Here is a 20,887-nt window from a genome sequence, read left to right on the forward strand (position 1 = left end):
GAGATGGAATTGCGGGCGCTGCTCGAAATCGTCATTGCGAGGAACCCCTGCGGCGAAGCAATCCAGAATCCTTCCGTGGAGAGATTCTGGATTGCTTCGCTCCGCTCGCAATGACGGAGTGTGGAGAGACGACGTCGCTCTAACGACTCGCATTTCATCCGGACATACCTTCGCGGCCTCGCGGCGTCTTTCGCCCGAGTCTTGCTGTCCTCTTTCGCCCTCCTCGAAAGCGAGGGCGCAAGGAAGGCCGGGCACCGGCAGGCACCCGAAGTCCCGTGTGCAATGAGAACGCGCACGGGGTGGACGACAGGTGATGCCAGCATCCCGGCCTTCCCTGCGCGATGGTTTTAACGGTGTCCTTCGTGCTCTCCTTCGGGGAGCGATGCACTATTGCCCCCGTCGCCATGCAGATGGCTGATGTGCGTGCCCGGTTGGGCCGTGAGCATCACCACATGACTTGACGCACAGACCCCGGGCGTCAGGACCACACGACTTCTCCGTCCGCGCACATCCTCGCTGGGCCCTCCACGGCTGGCGTGCGCTCACCGTCGAGACCATACGAAGACGCTGTCAGCGCCGTGTCGTATCGCGCCGATCGCTGCTCACGGTTTCCCGCCCTGCAGCCAATCTTGCGCGCCGACGCCGTCGCGGCCACCGCATCCCGGCCCGCGTCCCGTGACGATCGCGAAACGCCCCTTGTGGCGGGCGGGATGTTTCGGGTCTTACGCTATATCCGAATTTCGGTCAATACGAATATCTTGCGGACCGCGATTGACCCAGCTTTGGCGTGTTTCGTCTGTCGGGCCACACAAGAGATCGTGGCCCGGGTGGAGCCAGCTCCCTATTTCCGTCAACTTTGACGGTCATTTGAGCCCTGATATTCTTCCACACGGCGTGGCTCGAATGAGCATGCGACCTATCATTGAACAAAGCTATTTGAGGATGCGGATGAGACGCACGACGTTCTTGGGCCTCGGCCTTGTGTGTGTCGGCCTCTGGGCACAGGATAGCGCGAGGGGGCAGGCTCCGGTGGCACCGCCGGTTTCGCTTGCTCCGATTGCATCGCCCCCACCTTCGAAGGCCAAGAATTCGCGGCCGAAGCGCGATCCAGCCTTGGCGACGCCCGGCACGGATACTTCGACGCCTGTGATCGGCGCACTACCGCTCTCGCCGAATCCCGCTGCCGATTACGATGGCTTCACCGTCGGCAGCGAAGACCGCGACGCCTTGAGTCTGGTCGCGCCGCCCGCGAGGTCACGCGCAGCGAAGAACAGTTCCGCAGGGCAGGAATCGCTCGATCAGGACGATGAGGCGCTGAGGCGAAAGCTGACGATTTGCAAGAACTGCAAATAGGAGACTGGTCAGCCCGAGTGAGACAGCGAACGCATCAATTCGGACACGGTTGCCCGGCCGCTCCCCACATCGCCATGTCCTTGACGTGATCTTCGAAGGTGCCAGGCGGCGTCGAGCGGCCCGCTCCGGGCGCCCAGCCCCGCGGGATGAAGCCGTTCAAGGATGCATCGTGCCGCAAATGCCCGACGAGCCCGGCGGCGTCGCGGCCGCCATTGCGCTTGGGATCCTTCATCTGCGCGCATATCTCGGCACCACTTTTGCCGAACCAGATGAAAGCTACCGGCGCGAGTTGCCAGTCGATACCGGCGCGCGGCGGTGACGGTGCCGGCTCGTTTGCCTGGGTGGAGGTCATGTGACAGGTCGAGCACGGGATCGCCTCCGCGCCGATGCGGCTCTCGCCGCCATGGATGTTCATGCCATGCGGGCGCGGCTTGGTTTCGCCGGCCGGCGTCCAGATGGGTATGGCTTTGGCATCGACATGGCAGTTGGCACACCGGGGATGGGTCACGACGGCCTCGATCCGCTTCCAGGCTTCCAGTCCCTGGACGCGGCTGACACTGCCGGGCGGCAGCACGTCCTTTGCGGCCTCGTCCTTGGCCGCAACGATCCCGGTGAGCGCCGCGACGGCAGAAGCCGCGAAGACGACCGCAATTAGAGATCTCCTCATGGCTCGCCTCACACGAAATCGATGAACTTGTTGAAGGGCATTTCGCGGATGCGCTTTCCGGTGGCCGCGAAGATCGCATTGGCGAGCGCAGGCGCGGCCGGCGGAACCGGCGGCTCTCCGATGCCCCTCACCTTCGGATCGTTCTCCAGCCCGCGAACTTCGATGACCGGGCATTGATAGATCCGCATGGCTTCATGGTGGTTGTAATTGGTCTGCTGCACCGCGCCCTTGGCGTAGGTGAGCTCGCAGTTGATGGCGTGGCCGAGGCCCCAGACGACGCCGCCCTGCACCTGGCTCTCGAAATTGACGGGATCGACGACCTTGCCGACGTCGGCCGCGACCCAGACCTTGTCGATCCTGATGCCTCGGTCCGTGGCCGTCACCTCGACGACTTCAGCGGTCGGCGTGCCAAACGATTCCACGAAGGCAACGCCCCGTCCTCGGCCGTTGCCGAGCGGTCCCTTCCAGTCCGACATCTCCGCGACGGTCTCCAGCACCTTGCGATAGTGCGGCACGGTGCACATCGCGATGCGCGCCTTCATGGGATCGAGACCGGCCGCGTGGATCAATTCGTCGATGAAGCTCTCCGTGAAGAAGCCCGATGTCGAGGCGCCGACCGAGCGCCACGTCGTGCTCGGCGACAACCCTTGCGCCTCGTAGCTGGTGGCCCGGAAATTGGGGATGTCGTAATAGACGTTCCATAGGCCGGCGGCCAATTGCCCGTCGGGATCCTTCGAGGGCGTGCCCGAACGCTCGAGCAGTCCCTTGAGCGGTGTCGTCGAGGCCAGTTGCAGATCGGCGGCGACGATCTTGCTCTTGTCGACGCTGCCGCGGTGCCGCGCAATGGCAATCTGCCGCGGAATATCCTGGAGGAAATCTTCTTCGCGCGAGAACACCAGCTTGATCGGCGTGCCCTTCATCTGGTTGGCGATCTCTGCGAGAACGCGGACGTTCTCGTACTCGAGGCGGTGACCAAAACTTCCGCCGGTCCACTGGTTGTGAAAGGTGATCTGTTCCGGCTTGAGGCCGATCGCGGTCGCCGCGACCCATTGCACGAAGCGCGGGCTCTGATGGCCAACCCATATCTCCATGCCCTTGTCGGTGACGAGGCCGATCCCGTTCAGTGGCTCGAGCGGCTGATGCCCCACATAGGGTGCGCGATATTCGGCTTCGACGAGCTTGCCCGTCTTCAGGCCGGCGTCGATATCGCCGATCTTTCGCCACTCCTTGCCCAGAAATTCCGGCTTGAAAGAAGATTCCAGCACCTTCCAATGGTCGGCCTGCTCGGCGGGATAGACTGAAGACGCCCACTCGCATGCGATGGCGTCGACCGCCTTCATCGCGTACCAGCTGTTCGTGGCGATCACCGCCACGCCGTTCTTGATTTCGAGGATATTCCTGACACCCGGCATCGAGCGCGCCTTGCTGGCGTCGTATGATTTCAGCGGCTGCCCCTTGTTGGGGTTCAGCTTGACGGAGGCATAGAGCATGCCCTCCGTTTTCTGGTCGATGCCGAATTTCAGCTCGCCCATCACTTTCGAGCGGATGTCGAGCCGCATCATCGGCTTGCCGAGCATGCGCCATTTGGACGGATCGCGCGGCTGCGCATCGAGCACCGGCGGAATTTTCGACGCCTCCGCGGCGAGTGCGACATAGGCGATCTTGCTTCCGTTGGGCAGGATCACATGGCCTGATTGCGTGCGAAGGTCGGCCATCGCGACGCCCGAACGTTTGGCCGCTGCGGCCTTCAGCGTCTCTCGCGCGATCGCGCCGGCCACACGCAGCTTCTGATAGGTGTCCGGGATCGTGCTCGATCCACCGGTCATCTGCAGGCCGGACTCCCGGAGCCATTCGAGCGTCTTGGCGCGCGCTTCCTCGGCGGCGGGACTCTGGTCCGCGGCCACGAACGGTGCGAACTCGTCGGCGAAGCCCGTGTTGAAATAGGCGGGGCTAGGCTCTGCAAAGCGGATCTCGAACTGGCCGGGATCGAGGTCCATCTCTTCGGCGATCATGATCGGCTGCACCGAGCCGACGCCCTGGCCGATGTCGGCGTGTTGTGCGATCAGCGTGATCTTGTCCGGGCTGATCTCGACCCAGGGATTGAAGGTCACCGAATTCGGACCGAGGCCGGCGGCCAGCGGATTGTCGCTTGCACTGGTGGCCGCTTCGGCACCGGCGTAGGCGCCGAAAGCGATGCCGCCGGCAATGGCAGCGGAGCCGACGACAAACGCTCGACGCGAAAGGGTCTGCATGTGGCCCATTTCACTTCTCCGCCATCTTCTTCTTCGCCGCCGCATGGATCGCCGCGCGGATGCGCGGATAGGTCCCGCAGCGGCAGAGGTTGCCGGACATCACCTGATTGATCTGCTCGTCGTTGGGTTCAGGGATCAATCCAAGAAGCGAGATGGCCTGCATGATCTGTCCGGTCTGGCAGTAGCCGCATTGCGGCACCTGATGCTCGATCCAGGCCTGCAAGACCGGGTGTTGGTCCTTGTTGGCGAGGCCTTCGAGCGTGACGACCGATTTGCCCGCGACCTCGCCGATATGCGACTGGCAGGACCGCACCGCCTTGCCGTCGATGTGAACGGTGCAGGCGCCGCATTGCGCGACCCCGCAGCCATATTTGGCACTGGTGATGCCGAGCTCGTCGCGCAGCACCCACAGCAGGGGCATCTCGGGAACGACGTCGACCTGGCGCTTGATCCCGTTCACTGTGAGTTCGATCATGTCGGTATATCCCCTCGCGTATCTGGTCGCCGTAGCAGCACTGCACGATGCAAACCGAGCCGTATTCCCGAATCCTGCGGGATCATGCGCAATCCCTGCGGAATGCCGTATCGTTGCGATCCGCATTCACGGCCGCCTGGCCGCAGCACAGTTCGCGATATTGCCCCGGCGTGAGACTTGCGGCCTTGCGGAATACGCGCGTGAAATTGGCCTGCGAGCCGAAGCCGAAGTCCAGGGCAATCTCGACCAGGGACAGGCGGTCGCGTGCGAGCTCGTGCCGCGCAGCCTGGACGCGGCGATCGGTGACGTAGCGGTGCGGTGACAGTCCGGTTGCCTCACGAAACAATCGCGAGAAATGATAGGGGCTGAGGCAGGCCTGCGCCGCCAGATCCTCGAGCCTGATGTCGCCGCCAAGAGAGGCCTCGATATAGTCCAGCACGCGCTGAAGACGCCGCGGCTCGAGCGACGGCGACCTTTCGGGCGCGCGCCAGCGCTCGATCGTATAATTTCCCAGAAGATGTGCCGCGAGCGCGACCTGGATCCCTTCGACGAACAGCGCGTCGGTCGGCTGGCGGGGACGATGCAGCAGGTCGCGAAGCGGCGAACAGATGTGGAAGAGTACCTGGTCCGCCAGGCCGTGAGCGTAGGCGATCTCGACCCTTGCCGGGTCGATATCGAAATCCGCAAGCGCGCTCTGGTCTAGCAGCGCCGGCGGCAGATAGAGATGAAGACATTCCATCCGGTCGGAAAGCTCGAGATGGCTCTCCTGCGTCCCCACGGGCACGAGGTAGCTCATCCCCGGCCGCGCCAGGCTCTTCTGGACCTCACCGTTGCCGGCGCGGCACACCATCCCGCCCCCTGACAGCAGCATGACGAGCTCGGTGCAGATGGGAACGGGCGTTGCCTGACATCCCGCCTCGAACTTGCGATGCTCGATGCTCAGTCCCGGCCAATCGCTGGCCGCCGCGAGCTTCTCGCTGTTCCTGTATTTCTGATCTCCATGCGTCACGAGCGCCATCATGACCTCCGCTTCAGTTGCGGCGAATCCCGGCCCCGTATCGCGAACGAGCGATCATTCCATCCGGTGGTGAGTTGCAGCCCCGGTCGCTGCCACGCCGATGCGGATTTCTCACAAGGCGCAGTAGCGAAGTCCAGAGCCGGCGCGGTTAAAAGAGGTAAAAGGCAGCCAAAGCAAAGGCTTGAACGATACGCTCGATTGGCTCGAGCGGCTGACCCAGTCCCGATCAGCAAGATGCGTCGGTCATCGCGCAGGAATCGGAAATACCGCAATGGCCGGATGAGCCATTGATGCTCCATCGAACGGCAGTCCTGCCGGATCGATGTGACGAAGACCGAACGTGTGATCGTCGAGGTCGACGTTGCCGCGGTCGCCGACGATGGTCCCGTCCGTTACCAGCGAAGGATATGCAGCATGGCTCTCAAGGATATTCTGCCGGGAAGACTGGGCTTCGGTGCGGCGCCGCTCGGCAACATGTTTCGTGACGTCCCTGAGCAGGAAGCCCTCGCGACGGTGAATGCCGCCTGGGACGACGGCATCCGCTATTTCGACACCGCGCCCTTCTATGGCGCAGGTCTCGCCGAGATCCGCATGGGTGCAGCGCTCGCCGGCCGGCCGCGTGAGGAGTACGTGATCAGCACCAAGGTCGGGCGCCTGATCCTGGACGAGGTCGAGGATGTCAGTGCCCGCGATCTCGGCGAGAAAGGCGGCGTCTTCAAACATGGTCGTCCGAACAGGATCGTGAACGACTATTCCCGGGACGGGACGTTGCGCTCGATCGAGGACAGCCTGAAGCGGCTGGGCACCGACCATGTCGATATCGCCTTTGTGCATGACGTTGCGCAGGATTTTTACGGAGACGAGTGGCTGTCGATCTTCGAGAGTGCGCGCAAGGGCGCGTTCAGGACGCTCGACAGGCTGCGCGACGAGGGCGTGATCAAGGCATGGGGGCTGGGTGTCAACCGGGTGGAGCCGATCGAGCTGCTGCTCGCGCTCGAAGAGCCGCGCCCCGACGGCTTCCTGCTCGCGGGCCGCTACACGCTGCTGGACCATGCGAGGGCGCTTCAGCGGGTGATGCCGATGGTTGCGGAGCATGAGCTCGCGATCGTCGTCGGCGGGCCCTACAGTTCGGGCGCGCTCGTCGGCGGTCCGAACTTCGAGTATGCGCCAGCCCCTCCGGAAATCCTCGACAAGGTGACGCGGATCAGGGCGATCGCCGATCGCTATGGCATCAGCATGAAGGCCGCAGGCCTGCAGTTCGCGCTGGCAAACCCGGTGGTCGCCGCCGTGATCCCCGGGGCGAGCCGGCCCGGCCGCATCGCCGAGGACCGCGCGGCCCTTGACCAATCAATACCCGGCGATTTCTGGCGCGAACTTCGATCGGCCGGTCTCGTCAATCCGGCTGCTCCGCTTCCGGACGCCGGCTGACCGGCACATGACATCACCCATAGACCGAGGAGACGAGAATGACCGATGAGACGTGCAACATTGCCGAAATCGAACGCCGCAACCTGCTTCGCACGGCAGGCGCCGCGATGATCACCGGTCTTGCGGTCGGCAGCATGCCGTCAGTCGCGTCCGCGGCGCCGGACGGCATGTCCCCGGCCGAGCGCAACGAGGCGCCGCTCGGCGCGCGGCTGCAGGGCGTCCAGCATTTCGGGTTGACGGTCCAGAACATGGAGCGGGCTTACGAGTTCTATACGGAGGTGCTCGGCGGCACCGAGGTCTTTCGTCATGGCGACTTCCAGGGCGACGGGGTGCAGAACACGCTGCTGGCCGACCAGGAGATCGAGGCGAACGCACGCGGGGTCAATCCGCGGACGATCGGCGTTCCCGACCTGCGAAGCGGAGCGCAGCGGCTCGATGTCCGCTTCATCCAGTTCGACAACATGGTGCTCGAACTGCTGCAATATCGCGAGGCAGATCAGCCCATGGGCAGCGCGAAGAGCTTTGCCGAACCGCTGGAGCACATGAGCCCGGCTTTCCCGCGCATGATGCACATCTGCTTCTACGTCCGCGACGACGTCGACTTCAACAAGTTCATCGCCGACCTCGAAGCCGAGTCCGCGCGCCGCGGCATGACACAGGTGAGAGCGAACCGCACCATCCGCGTCATGACGGAAGCGGACCGCAAGGCGGCTCCCAGCAGCGCCAACACGAACCGCGTGACGGCGGAGCCTTCGAACGGTTGGGAGCTGATCTATTGCAAGGGTCCCGAGGGCGAGCAACTCGAATTCGTCAAAGCGCTCGACCCGGTCAAGAGGCGCTTCAGCGAGGCCCTGGCAAAGCGGCAGCAAAAAGTCGTGCGCTGACGCCTCAAGCGTGGCGCGCGACCGGTCAGTGCCGGTGACCTGGCCGCCTCGCACTCACGATCACATCTAAAGGAGCTCATCATGCAAAGTCTCGTCCGCAATTCGCTTTGCGTCCTGCTGTCCGCCGCCTCGATGGCCATGACGGCGCCGTCCGCGGTCGCCGAGGAAGCGCCGCGCGCGCGCTATCAGGAGATTCCGGATGGCGCATATTCGGTGGTGGCGCAGGTGAGGGCCAAGCCCGGGAAGGAAGACGCGTTGCGCGCCGCCACACTGCCGCTGATCGACCTGGTTCGCGGCGATCCCAAGAACCTGGTCTATTTCCTTCAGGAAGACCGCGCCAGGCCCGGTCACTTCATCTTCTACGAGGTCTTCGCCAGCCAGACCGATTTCGACGCGCACAACGCGATGCCCTATGTGAAAGACTGGTTCGCCAAGCTACCGGAACTTGCCGATGGCGGCGTCGAAGTCATGCGCATGGCGGTTCTTGGCAAACACCGAAAATAGCGAGTTCGGTCGAGAATCCGTTCCGCGCGCCGGCACCTTCCGGCCGGCGCATGAGCGATTTTGTCGCAGCAATCCCGCGGCAGATGCCCGCGACGATCGTGCGAATTCAGAACGACTCTCTTCAACCAGTTTGCAGTGCATGATAATGGCAGGCGATCTGTTCGATCGATTGGCATGGATCAATGCGGGCTGCCACGGAGACACGGCAACGGGCCACACTCCGACGGGAGCTCACATACTGCTTCGGCCCATTCAGACTGGTTCCCCGCCGCCAGTTGCTCCTTCTCGACGGACGCCCGGTCAAACTGGGCGGGCGCGCATTCGAACTCTTGCAAGTGCTGGTGCAGCGCTGCGGCGAACTCGTCAGCAAGAATGAGCTGATGGCCGCGGCCTGGCCGGGGACCTTCCTCCACGACAGCAATCTCAAGGTCAACATGTGGAGCTTGCGGCGTTCGCTGGGAGATACCCAGATCGAACCCGTCTACATCGCGACCGTGGCGCGCCGCGGGTACAAGTTCATCGCCGAGGTGCAAATCAGCATCGGCGAGATCGAGGATGATCTGGCGTTCGCCGAACCGCTCCCGTTGTCCAATCCGCCGTTGCCGCGCGGCATCGTTGGTCGTGAAGCAGAGGTCGTCGAGATCGCCGGCCTGCTGGCCGACAACAGGCACGTGACCCTGGCTGGCGCCGGAGGAATCGGCAAGACGACGGTTGGCCTGGCGGTCGCCCAGGCACTTGCGCCACGGTGTCGCGACGGCGTCTGCTTCGTCGATCTCGCCACGATCTCCGATCCGACGCTGTTCGGCGCGGCACTGGTGACGGCGCTGGGCATCAGAGGCAATCCGGACAACAGTCTGGCTGCGGCCCTCGACTATTTGAGACCGCGGCAGATGCTGCTCATTCTCGACAATTGCGAGCATGTGCTACCCGCCGCGACGATCTTCGCGGGCCGGTTCATGGCAGACACATCGTCTTCCAGGTTGCTTGCCACGAGCCGCGAGCCGCTCGGCAACGCCACCGAGCATGTCGTCCGGCTGGGTTCGCTGGCCTCACCGAAATCCGGCTATGCCCCGACCGTCGATCAGGCCGTCAGGTTTCCCGCGGTGCAGTTGTTCGTTCGCCGCGCCGCCGAATGGTCGGACTACCAGTTCGTCGATCGTGATTGCGAGGCCATCGCCTGGATCTGCTACTCACTCGGCGGCATTCCGCTTGCCATCGAGTTGGCGGCAGCCCAGATCGGCAGGTTCAATCCTCGCGAATTGGTGGCAATCCTCGACCACAATCTGGGTTTTCGCGCCCCCGCCGCCGATGGCGCGCCACCGCGCCAGGAAACCCTGATGGCGACGATCGACTGGAGCTTCAGGCTGCTGTCGCAGAGGGAAGCCAGACTGTTCGGCCTGCTGTCGGTGTTCAGCGACGCATTCGAGGTTGAGGACGCGGTCTTCGTCGCCGAGGCGGCAGGGCTTACGCCGGTCGACGTCGTCACCGGACTCGGCAGTCTCGTCGCCAAATCGCTTTTGAGCGCGCAGGCCCAGGGTGCAAGCCTGCGCTACCGATTGCTCGACAGCACGCGGCGCTATGCCGCCGAGCGGCGACGGGCCGATCCTGCCTGCGGCCAGGCGCTGCCCCGCCATGCGCAACGCGTCCTCGCGCTGTTCGAACAATCCGAGGAGGAATGGAACTGGCGCGAGCCGGCCGATTGGACACAGCGCTACCTTGGTCGCATCGCCGATCTGCGCGCCGCTCTTTCATGGGCATTCGGCGAGGACGGCGATCCTGTCCTCGGAATCAGGCTCACGGTTGCAGCGATCACCCTGTGGTCGGAAACCTCCATCCTGTCGGAAGCGCAGGCGCGGCTGGAGGAGGCGCTCGCCCTGGCCGAGACCGTCTCGTGCGACGATCTGTTGAAGGCAAAGCTCGCCTGCGCCCTTGGAAGGAGCCTGTTCTACGCCCGCAAGATGTCGAATGAGAACGAGGTCGCCTGGCTCGATGCCATCGCCTTTGCAAGGAGCGCCGGCAACATCGAGTATCAGCAGCGCGCGCTGGTCGGTTTTGCCTTCTACCTGCTGCAGATTGGCCAGGTCCCGCGCGCCATAACCTATCTCGAGGAGGCCACGGAGCTAGCCGACCGCGACCGCGATTTGACGGCAACCTCCGAAGCCGACCGCGCACTGGCATGGGCCTGCGCCTTTGCCGGAGAATTGAGCAAGAGCCGCGCAGTTCTAGATCGTCTCGCGGCAACCTATTCGCTGGCCAAGGGCCGTTCACGCGAGGATGCGAACGAAGTCTACCGGTTCATCACCGTCCGCTTCAACTTGCCGTTCGTGGCGTGGATGCAGGGGCAAGCCGACTACGCTGCGAAGCTCGCCCGCGACGCCGTCGAGGCCGCGGATCGCAGTGGCCATTGGGTATCGCAGTCGAATGCGCTCGGGCTCGCCGCGCTTCCTGTCGCGCTCGAAACCGGCAATCTGGATGCGCTCGCGAGCTTCACCGAGCGTCTGCGTCGCAACCTAGAACGTGAGCGCATCTCGCGCTGGGTTCCGGTCGAGCGCTATTTCTCCGCCTGCCTTCGCGACCTGCATGGCGATCGGCGCGCGGTGGAGGATATTCGAGCCGCGATCGAAGAGTTGATCGAATGTCGCTTCCTGATGCGGATCGGCAGCTATCTCGCGGTCCTCGCCCGCGCCTATTTGCGGCAAGGGCGGATCGCGGAGGCGCGCGAGGCCATCACGCGGGCGATCGGCCATCAGGAACGTCAAGGCGAGCGCTGGTGCCGGTCGGAGCTTCAACGGGTCGACGCAGCGGTCCTTCTCCACGCCGGCGAGCCGCTGCGCGCTGAAAAACGGCTAGAACAGGCACTCGCCGAAGCACGCGCCATAGGAGCGGCGACATTCGAGTTGCGCATCGCCACCGATCTCGCCGCACACTGGATCGGGACCGGCCGCAGGATCAAGGCTGTCCGACTGCTCGCCCCGATCCATGAAGGCTTCGCCGAGGGCTTCGAGACGCCGGATCTGGTTGCTGCCTCGCGCCTGCTGCAGTGCGCGCGACCGACGGCGAGCGGCTGCGGCCACTATCGCCAGCCGAATCCAGTGCACGCCCGCGGCGCATAGCTGGCCTACCGCCGCACCAACCGTGCGCGCTTTACGCCTCACGTAATTCCTGATCCTCTCTCTCCAATCGGTCGGGACCAACCGGCCATGCCCCAGGGAGAGAGACGCCATGAAGCTCGGGACCGCGATCGCGGAAATCATGAGGCGCGAGGGGATCGAGATCCTCTGCGGCTATCCGGTCAACCATCTGATCGAGCACGCGGCGAAAGCCGAGATCCGCCCCGTCATGGTGCGGCAGGAGCGCGTCGGCATCCACATGGCGGATGCGATCTCGCGGGTCACGTCGGGGCGCAGCATCGGCGCGTTCTGCATGCAGCACGGGCCGGGTGCGGAGAATGCGATGGGCGGCGTCGCCCAGTGCTTCGGCGAGTCCGTGCCGGTGCTGGTGCTGCCGATGGGCTATCAGCGCAGGCTTTCGCATGTCGAGCCGAACTTCAATTCCAGCGAGGCGATGAAGCCGTTCGCGAAATCGTCCGAGCCGATCATCCTGGCGGCTGAAGTCGCCAACATCTTCCGCCGCGCCTTCACCAAGCTGAAGAACGGCCGCGGCGGGCCTGTGATCGTCGAGATCCCCTCGGACATGTGGAACGAGGAAGTGCCGGAGCCGCTCGACTACACGCCAGTGCTGCGCACCCGCTACGGCGCCGACCCCGTGCATGTGAAGGAAGCGGCCGGCCTTCTCGTCAACGCGAAGCGGCCGGTCATCTATGCCGGCCAGGGCGTGCATTACGCACAGGCTTGGCCGCAACTGAAACGGCTCGCCGAGCGGCTGGCGATCCCCGTCACCACCAGCCTCGGAGGCAAATCGTCGTTTCCGGAAACGCATCCGCTCTCGCTCGGCTCCGGCGGCCTTGCGGTGCCGCGCGCGGTTCCGAAGTTCCTGAGCGAGGCCGACGTCATCTTCGGCATCGGCTGCTCCTTCACCGAGACCAATTTCGGCATCGCGATGCCGAAGGGCAAAGCCATCATTCACTCCACGCTCGATCCCAATCATCTCAACAAGGACGTGGAAGCGAAGATCGGCCTCGTCGGCGACGCCGCCCTCGTGCTCGACGCGCTGCTGGAGGAGATCGGCAAGACAGTCACCACGGATCGCGACGCCTCGGCGGTCGCGGCCGAGATTGCGGCCTCGCACAAGGAGTGGCTGGCGAAATGGATGCCGAAGCTGACCAGCAACGACGCACCGTTGAGCCCGTACCGCGTGTTGTGGGACCTCCAGCACACCGTCGACGTCGCGAACACCATCATCACCCACGATGCCGGCAGTCCGCGCGACCAGCTTTCTCCGTTCTGGAAAGCGGTCGCGCCCCTCACCTATCTCGGCTGGGGCAAGACGACGCAGCTCGGCTACGGCCTTGGACTGGCGATGGGCGCCAAGCTCGCAAGGCCCGACAAACTCTGCATCAATGTCTGGGGCGATGCGGCCATCGGCTTCACGGGCATGGATTTCGAGACGGCGGTGCGCGAGCGCATCCCGATCATGTCGATCCTGCTCAACAATTTCTCGATGGCGATCGAACTGAAGGTGATGCCGGTCTCGACCGAAAAGTATCGCTCGACCGACATTTCCGGCGACTACGCCGCGATGGCGCGCGCCTTCGGCGGCTATGGCGAGCGGGTGACCAGGCCGGAGGACATCGTGCCCGCGATCAAGCGGGGCATCCAGAAGACAAGGGAAGGCATCCCGGTGCTGCTGGAGTTCATCACCAGCAAGGAGACCGAGGTGTCGCGGCCGGGCACGTGAGCGGGCCGGGCTTGAACCGCAAGCGCTGGCACCGGCCGCAGAAGATGTGATAATCCGCCGAGGTGTCACGCCTGTCGTGGCATCGAGCCGGATTAGAAATGACCACCCCTTCCGATGAAATCGAGGAACTCGAGCGCCGATTGCAGTCGGTCGCAGCCGAGAACGCGCGGCTGCGCGGCGAGCTTGCGATTGCGCGGGATCGCCAGGGCGCCAGCGCCGAGATCCTGCGCACCATCGCGGCCTCGCCCTCCGACGCGCGACCGGTTTTCGCGGCGATCGCGTCCAGTTCGAAGCGCCTGCTCGGCGGCTTCTCCGCCACCGTGCTCCAGTTCATCGGCGACGAGCTGCACCTCGTGGCGTTCACGCCGACCAACCCGAAGGCGGACGAGGGGCTGAGGGCCGCGTTCCCGCGCAAGATCGCGGACTTCCCGACCTTTGCGCTGGTGCGCGACGGCGAGACGATCCAGTTTCCGGACAGCGAGGCCGCCGACGTTCCGGAGCTGAACCGGGAGTTGGCGCGGCTGCGCGGCTTTCGCAGCGTACTGTTCATGCCGCTGATGAACCGGGGCGCGCCGGTCGGCATGATCAGCGTCACGCGGGCTGTAACAGGCGCATTCGCGCCCGATCTCGTACAGCTGCTCCAGACCTTTGCCGACCAGGCGGTGATCGCGATCGAGAATGCGCGACTGTTCAACGAGACGAAGGAGACACTCGAACGCCAGACCGCCACCGCGGACATCCTGAAGGTGATGGCGGGCTCGCCGTCCGACGTGCAGCCGGTATTCGAGGCGATCGCCATCAATGCCAACCGGCTGATCGGAGGCTTCTCCACCGCGGTGCTGCGTTACATCGACGGCGCCGCCCACCTTGCGGCATTCACGCCGACCGATCCGGCCGGCGACCGCGTGCTCCAGGCCTCGTTCCCGGTGCCGTTCGCACAGTTCCCGCCCTATCAGCTCGTTGCCAATGGTGCCGCCGCGCAACTGCCCGACACCGAGCTCGAGCCGGCCGCACGCGACATCGCGCGTGCGCGGGGCTATCGCAGCATGCTGTTTACCCCGCTGATGAGCGAGGGCGAAGCCATCGGCATCATCATCGCCACGCGCCGTGCGACTGGCAGCTTCGCCGAGCATCATGTGCGGCTGCTCCAGACTTTCGCCGACCAGGCGGTGATCGCGATCAAGAATGTCAGCCTGTTCAACGCGACCAGGGAAGCGCTGGAACGTCAGACCGCGACCGCCGATATCCTCAAGGTGATCGCGGCCTCACCATCAGACGTCACGCCGGTGTTCCAGGCCATCTCCGACAGCGCCAAGGCGCTGATCGGCGGGCACTCCTCGACCGTCACCCGCGTCATCGACGGCATGCTGCATCTGGCGGCCTTCACCACCGACAATGAAGCCGGCAACGCCGATCTGCTCAGCTCCTTCCCGGCGCCGCTGTCGAGCTCGGGCATTCACAGCCGGGTAGCCCAAAGCGGACAATATGCCTTCCGCAGCGACATGCAGAGCGAACCCGGCCTCACCGAGGCCATGAAGGAACTGGCGCGAACGCGAGGTTACCGCAGCATCCTGGTGGTGCCGATGCTGCGCGACGGCGTCGCGATCGGCACCATCGCCGTCACGCGGCCGGACCCCGGTCATTTCCCTGACAAGGCGATCAACCTGCTCAAGACCTTTGCCGATCAGGCGGTGATCGCGGTCGAGAACACGCGCCTGTTCAACGAGGTGCAGGACCGCACAAGCGAGCTCGCCAGATCGCTCGACGATCTGCGCGCCGCGCAGGACCGGCTGATTCAGACCGAGAAGCTTGCATCCCTCGGCCAGCTCACCGCGGGCATCGCGCACGAGATCAAGAACCCGCTCAACTTCGTCAACAATTTCGCCTCGCTGTCTGCCGAGCTGACCGAGGAGCTGAACGATGTGCTTGCGCCGGTATCGCTCGCCGAGGAGGTGCGCGCGGACGTCGACGAGCTGACGGGCCTCCTGAAGGACAATCTGGCGAAGGTCGTGCAGCATGGCCGCCGCGCCGATTCAATCGTCAAGAACATGCTGCGGCATTCGCGCGAAGGCGGCGGCGAGCATGGGTTGAGCGACATCAACGCGCTGGTCGAGGAAAGCCTCAACCTCGCCTATCACGGTGCACGCGCCGAGAAGCCCGGGTTCACCGTGACGCTGGAGCGCGCGCTCGATCCCGCGGCCGGACAAGCCGAAGTGTTTCCGCAGGAGATCACCCGGGTGCTGCTGAACCTGATCTCGAACGGCTTCCATGCGGTCGCAAAGCGCAGGGCGGACGGCGCCGCCGACTACGCGCCGGTGGTGCTTGCCGCGACGCGCGACCGCGGCGACAGCGTCGAGATCCGCATCCGCGACAACGGCACCGGCATTCCGGACGATGTGAAGGAGAAGATGTTCAATCCGTTCTTCACCACCAAGCCGGCCGGCGAAGGCACCGGCCTCGGGCTGTCGATGAGCCACGACATCGTGGTGAAGCAGCACGGCGGCACGATCGACGTCGCGACTAAGCCCGGCGAGTTCACCGAATTTACGATTCTGCTACCGCGGAAGAGCGGTTTTACGGAGACAGGCGGCTAGGCCACTACTCCGCCATCTCGACGGATTGCTTCACCGAAGGACCAGCCAGTGGCCGCTCCTCCAATGCAATCAGGCAGAGCGCAGCGCCGGTCATCAGCGCGGTGGCGGCGCCGAAGACGTAACGGAACGCATGCCGCATGTCCTCGGCGGGAATGGCATTGACGACGCCGGCGGCATGATGCTCGCCGGCGAGCGGGATGTCGGCACCCAGCGCGATCAGCAGGATGGCTGCGAAAGCTGCGACCGTGAACGAGGACATCAGCGAGCGGAAGAAGTTCAAGGCGCCGGTGATGGTGCCGACCTGCGGCCGCGCGACCGAATTCTGCACCGAGACCACGCAGACCGGAAAGGTGGTGCCGAGGCCGAGCGCGAACGCAGCCATCAGCGTCAAAAGGCCCCAGAGCGGCAGCGTCGTCAGCGTGAGACCGAGGCCGCACAGCGCGGCCCAGGACGTGCCGATGATGGCGACGCGCTTGTAATGCTTGGCCCGAGCCATCGTGCGCCCGGCGACGGCCGCACCGATGGTCGAGACCGCCGCGAGCGGGATCAGCGCAAGCCCCGCCTCGCTGGCGGTGAGATGATAGACGGATTCGTAATAGAGCGGCAGCTGGACCGTGAGGCCCGTGATCGCGCCGAGCGCGCAACCGCCTGCCATCAGCCCGAATGGCACGACGCTTCCGCCGAGCAGCGGCAGCGGCAGGAACGGCTCGTCGGCGCGTCGGGCGTGCCAGACGAAGCTGACAACGAGCGCGACCGCGCCACCGACCATCGCGAGCACGGTCGGCGACAGCCACGGATAGCGCGTGCCGCCCCAGGTCAGCACCAGCATGAAGACGACGGCGGAGGCCATCAGCAACACGCCGCCGAGCCAATCGACCTTGCGCTTGCGGTGGAACACCGGGATCTTCTTCATCTTCGGCAGCAGAAGCGCGATCGCGGCAGCCGAGAGCGGCAGATTGATCCAGAAGATCATCGACCAGTGCAGATGCTCGGCGAACACGCCGCCGATCACCGGGCCAAGAATGCCGCCGACCATCCAGACGCTGGAGAAATAGGCCTGGTATTGCCCGCGCTCGCGTGGGCTCACCACGTCGGAGATCACGGTCTGCACCACGGGCATGATGCCGCCGCCGCCGAGGCCCTGGAGGCCGCGCGCCAGGATCAGCATCGGCATGTTCGGGGCGATCGCGCACAGCACCGAGCCCGCGACGAACAGGCTGAGCGAGATGATGATCATGACGCGACGACCGTAGATGTCGCTGAGCGTGCCGAACACCGGCGCAACCGCGGTCGAGGCGAGCAGATAGGCTGTGATCACCCAGGAGAGATTCGAGACGTCCTGGAACTGTCGCCCGATGGTCGGCAGCGCGGTCGCCACGATGGTCTGGTCGAGCGCTGCCAGGAACATCGTCAGCATCAGGCTGATGACGATGGTGCGGACCTCGTCGGAGGTCAGCGGCACCGGCGGAGCGATGGACGGCGCGTCATCGACGCTCAACACCTCGCTGGGAAGGCGGGACAGCTCGTCGGCAATGTCGTCAGGCAATGTCTGGACGTCGGCAGCACTCTGCCGTTCGATTTTGTTCATCTCGTCGGACGTCATGTGGCGGCGCAACGCCGCGAAGGATTCGTTCTATGCAATCCAATGTAGACAGCAAAGTTCTTCCCAGGCAGGCACCACGGCGCATGGGTGCATCCCATCGCAGGGCCATCCCGAACACGTGATCTCAAGGAGCGGCGGATCAGTCCCTTGTCAGTCCTTTGGGCGTCGCTTCAGACGGGCCCGTTTCGGCAGCACGGCCGGCCATTGTACGATGTGGTTCTCGAGCTCCTCGTCCGGAATCTCCTCCTCGCTTCCCTCGACGCGGCCGCGCACGGAGACGCCGGCTTCGTGCACGGTGTTGGGATCGCCCGAAACCAGCGGATGCCACCAATAGAGGTCGCGCCCCTCGGCGACGAGCTTGTAGCCGCAGCTCGGCGGCAGCCAGTTCAGGCTGCGGACATTGGCCGGGGTCAGGCGGACGCAGTCCGGAACCTTGTCGGAACGATTCGGATAGTCCTTGCAGGCGCAGCTCGCCCCGTCGAGCAGCTTGCAGCCGACATGGGTGAAATAGATCCGGCCGGTGTCCTCGTCTTCGAGCTTGTTCAGGCAGCAGCGGCCGCAGCCGTCGCACAGGCTTTCCCATTCGGACCCCGACATCTCTTCCAACGTCTTGGTTTTCCAGAAGAATTCTTCCTGGCCTGAGGGTCGTTTGGGAGCTGCGGTCATGCGCCTCAACAAAGAATTCGAAAGAGCTACGGCGACGCCATCTAGGGGGCACGGCCGCAAGGGTGCAAGCGAGGCCTCTCTGAAGCCCGTAATGACCCGGGTCAATTAGGCCTGTTGTTCAAAATCGCGAGCGTGACCATTGGTTTATGGGCCCCGCTCGGCTAGAAGGAACAGCAAGTCCCTCGGATGCTGCCCGGGCGCCTTGGGTTTGCCGCAACATTCCTCCAAGACGTCTCGATGCCGCCCCGGCCGGGTGCTTGAACGCTCGAAGCAAGCCTCAAGGGTTCTAGGTGCGACAGATCATACCACCGCATTGGAAGCAGAGGGTCCGGAATTTCTTCCTCGACCTCGATGCGCGTATCGACTCCTCGCTGTTCTCCTCGGCCAAGGGCATCCGCGAGCTCTACGAGCGCTACTCGACCTTCATGGACCGGTTCTATGTCGGGCGCTGGAAGCGCTGGGTGTTCATCGAGCCATTGTCGGAGGCCGCGACGCTCGGGCTCGGCGGCATGGTCGTGATGCTCACCCTCGCCATCCCCGCCTTCCGCGAAACCGCGGACGAGGACTGGCTGAAGAAGTCCGATCTCGCGGTGAGCTTCCTCGACCGCTACGGCAATCCGATCGGCAGCCGCGGCATCAAGCACAACGATTCGATCCCGCTGGAAGACTTTCCCGATGTCCTGATCAAGGCGACGCTGGCGACCGAGGACCGCCGCTTCTACGAGCATTTCGGCATCGACATCGCCGGCACCGCGCGCGCGCTCGTCACCAACGCCCAGGCCGGCGGCGTGCGCCAGGGCGGCTCCTCGATCACCCAGCAGCTCGCCAAGAATCTGTTCCTGAGCAACGAGCGCACCATCGAGCGCAAGGTCAACGAGGCCTTCCTCGCGATCTGGCTGGAATGGCGCCTGACCAAGAACGAGATCCTCAAGCTGTATCTCGACCGCGCCTATATGGGCGGCGGCACCTTCGGCGTCGACGGCGCGGCGCATTTCTACTTCAACAAGTCGGCGCGCGACGTGACGCTGGCGGAAGCTGCGATGCTCGCCGGCCTGTTCAAGGCACCGACGAAGTACGCCCCGCACATCAACCTGCCCGCCGCCCGCGCCCGCGCCAACGTCGTGCTCGACAACCTCGTCGATGCCGGCTTCATGACCGAGGGCCAGGTGTTCGGCGCCCGCCGCAATCCGGCCTTCGCCGTCGACCGCCGCGACGAGGCTTCGCCGAACTACTATCTCGACTACGCCTTCGACGAGATGCGCAAGCTGGTGGACACGTTCCCGAAGTCCTACACCGAGCGCGTCTTCGTGGTCCGCACCGCGATGGACACCAACGTGCAGAAGGCGGCAGAGGACGCGGTCGAGAACCAGCTGCGCCAGTTCGGCCGCGACTATCACGCGACGCAGGCGGCGACCGTCGTCGCCGATCTCGACGGCGGCGTCCGCGCCATGGTCGGCGGCCGCGACTACGGCGCCAGCCAGTTCAACCGCGCCACCGACGCCTATCGCCAGCCCGGCTCCTCGTTCAAGCCCTACGTCTACACCACGGCGCTGCTGAACGGTTACACACCGAACTCCATCGTGGTCGACGGCCCCGTCTGCATCGGCAATTGGTGCCCGCAGAATTATGGCCATTCCTATTCCGGCTCGGTGACGCTGACGCAGGCGATCACGCGTTCGATCAACGTCGTGCCGGTGAAACTGTCGATCGAGATCGGCCGGCGGGATCAGCCCAAGGCGCCGAACCCGGCCAAGATCGGCCGCGCCAAGATCGTCGAGGTCGCGCGCCGCTTCGGTCTCAAGGCGCCGCTGCCCGACACGCCGTCGCTGCCGATCGGTTCGGACGAAGTCACCGTACTCGAGCATGCCGTCGCCTACGCCACCTTCCCCAACCGCGGCAAGGCGGTGACGCCGCATGCGGTGCTCGAAGTGCGCACCGGTGCCGGCGACCTCGTCTGGCGCTGGGACCGCGACGGCCCGAAGCCGCGGCAGGCGATCCCCGCGTCCGTTGCCGCCGACATGGCCGGCATGATGAGCCACGTCGTCAGCGAAGGCACCGCACGCCGCGCCGCGCTCGATGGCATTCCGACCGCGGGCAAGACCGGCACGACCAATGCGTATCGCGACGCCTGGTTTGTCGGCTACACCGGCAACTTCACCTGCGCGGTCTGGTACGGCAACGACGACTACTCGCCGACCAACCGGATGACCGGCGGCTCGCTGCCGGCGCAGACGTGGCACGACATCATGCTCGCGGCGCATCAGGGCGTCGAGGTCCGGGAGATCCCCGGCATCGGCATGGGCCAGAAGCTGCCGCCGCAGCATGTTTCCAACGCGCAGGCCAATGCGGCGGCGAAGGTGCTGGAGACCAAGCCGGGTCCGCCGCCGGTGCTGACCAAGCGCGGTGCCGACGTCCTGGTGCGCGTCGAGAAGCTGCTCGATGATGCGGCCAGGACCGCGAATAAATCCGCGGCCGACGACGGCAAGCCGGCGAAGCCGTCCTCGGCGACGAGCGCGCTCGCCTTCCCGCAAAACTATGCGGAAGAGAACGCCAACGCCTCTGCTCCGCGCAAGAACTGATTGAAAC

General features: G+C 64.8%; 14 protein-coding genes. 8 read left to right on the top strand and 6 right to left on the bottom strand.

What is annotated here, in order from left to right:
• Window positions 1-1,113: 1,113 nt before the first annotated feature.
• The gene (locus IVB23_RS39425; RefSeq protein WP_311976926.1) at window positions 1,114-1,353 is read left to right on the top strand and encodes a hypothetical protein; all 240 of its coding nucleotides are present in this window, start codon (window positions 1,114-1,116) and stop codon (window positions 1,351-1,353) included.
• Window positions 1,354-1,387: 34 nt separating this feature from the next.
• Here IVB23_RS39425 and IVB23_RS08020 read toward each other — a convergent pair whose 3' ends face one another.
• From IVB23_RS08020 to IVB23_RS08035, 4 genes are all read right to left on the bottom strand, one after another.
• Window positions 1,388-2,020 carry a hypothetical protein gene (locus IVB23_RS08020; RefSeq protein ID WP_061877983.1) on the bottom strand — a complete coding sequence of 211 codons (633 nt, stop codon included), beginning with the start codon at window positions 2,018-2,020 and terminating at the stop codon, window positions 1,388-1,390.
• Window positions 2,021-2,028: 8 nt separating this feature from the next.
• Window positions 2,029-4,281 (bottom strand): molybdopterin cofactor-binding domain-containing protein, encoded by a 2,253-nt coding sequence (locus IVB23_RS08025; protein ID WP_346659137.1) that lies wholly within the window; start codon window positions 4,279-4,281, stop codon window positions 2,029-2,031.
• 1 nt (window position 4,282) lies between these two features.
• The gene (locus IVB23_RS08030; RefSeq protein WP_197488664.1) at window positions 4,283-4,747 is read right to left on the bottom strand and encodes a (2Fe-2S)-binding protein; all 465 of its coding nucleotides are present in this window, start codon (window positions 4,745-4,747) and stop codon (window positions 4,283-4,285) included.
• 82 nt (window positions 4,748-4,829) lie between these two features.
• Complete coding sequence (locus tag IVB23_RS08035; protein ID WP_247804794.1) at window positions 4,830-5,765, bottom strand: AraC family transcriptional regulator; 936 nt, start codon at window positions 5,763-5,765, stop codon at window positions 4,830-4,832.
• 414 nt (window positions 5,766-6,179) lie between these two features.
• Here IVB23_RS08035 and IVB23_RS08040 point away from each other — a divergent pair, with 414 nt between their 5' ends.
• From IVB23_RS08040 to IVB23_RS08065, 6 genes are all read left to right on the top strand, one after another.
• Window positions 6,180-7,193 (top strand): aldo/keto reductase, encoded by a 1,014-nt coding sequence (locus IVB23_RS08040; RefSeq protein ID WP_247803166.1) that lies wholly within the window; start codon window positions 6,180-6,182, stop codon window positions 7,191-7,193.
• 38 nt (window positions 7,194-7,231) lie between these two features.
• The gene (locus IVB23_RS08045; RefSeq protein ID WP_247803167.1) at window positions 7,232-8,077 is read left to right on the top strand and encodes a VOC family protein; all 846 of its coding nucleotides are present in this window, start codon (window positions 7,232-7,234) and stop codon (window positions 8,075-8,077) included.
• An 81-nt stretch (window positions 8,078-8,158) separates the two neighbouring features.
• Window positions 8,159-8,581: a putative quinol monooxygenase gene (locus IVB23_RS08050; RefSeq protein WP_247803168.1), complete on the top strand. Its 423-nt coding sequence runs from the start codon at window positions 8,159-8,161 to the stop codon at window positions 8,579-8,581.
• A 335-nt stretch (window positions 8,582-8,916) separates the two neighbouring features.
• Entirely contained in the window at window positions 8,917-11,694 is a 2,778-nt protein-coding gene (locus tag IVB23_RS08055) for a winged helix-turn-helix domain-containing protein (RefSeq protein WP_247803169.1), read from the top strand.
• Window positions 11,695-11,803: 109 nt separating this feature from the next.
• Window positions 11,804-13,438 (top strand): thiamine pyrophosphate-requiring protein, encoded by a 1,635-nt coding sequence (locus tag IVB23_RS08060; protein WP_247803170.1) that lies wholly within the window; start codon window positions 11,804-11,806, stop codon window positions 13,436-13,438.
• A gap of 98 nt (window positions 13,439-13,536) precedes the next feature.
• Window positions 13,537-16,032, top strand: a complete 2,496-nt coding sequence (locus IVB23_RS08065) for a GAF domain-containing protein (protein ID WP_247803171.1) — start codon at window positions 13,537-13,539, stop codon at window positions 16,030-16,032.
• Between the two features lie 4 nt (window positions 16,033-16,036).
• Here IVB23_RS08065 and IVB23_RS08070 read toward each other — a convergent pair whose 3' ends face one another.
• Both IVB23_RS08070 and IVB23_RS08075 read right to left on the bottom strand, forming a co-directional pair.
• Entirely contained in the window at window positions 16,037-17,620 is a 1,584-nt protein-coding gene (locus tag IVB23_RS08070; RefSeq protein WP_061878638.1) for an MDR family MFS transporter, read from the bottom strand.
• Between the two features lie 165 nt (window positions 17,621-17,785).
• The gene (locus IVB23_RS08075) at window positions 17,786-18,301 is read right to left on the bottom strand and encodes a YcgN family cysteine cluster protein (RefSeq protein WP_247803172.1); all 516 of its coding nucleotides are present in this window, start codon (window positions 18,299-18,301) and stop codon (window positions 17,786-17,788) included.
• Window positions 18,302-18,591: 290 nt separating this feature from the next.
• On the opposite strand from IVB23_RS08075, the gene IVB23_RS08080 reads away from it, so the two are divergent.
• Window positions 18,592-20,880 carry a PBP1A family penicillin-binding protein gene (locus IVB23_RS08080; RefSeq protein ID WP_197965259.1) on the top strand — a complete coding sequence of 763 codons (2,289 nt, stop codon included), beginning with the start codon at window positions 18,592-18,594 and terminating at the stop codon, window positions 20,878-20,880.
• Window positions 20,881-20,887 lie beyond the last annotated feature (7 nt).

Origin of the sequence: Bradyrhizobium sp. 191, from assembly GCF_023100985.1 — a bacterium.
In the GTDB taxonomy this organism is placed as follows: Bacteria; Pseudomonadota; Alphaproteobacteria; order Rhizobiales; family Xanthobacteraceae; genus Bradyrhizobium; species Bradyrhizobium diversitatis.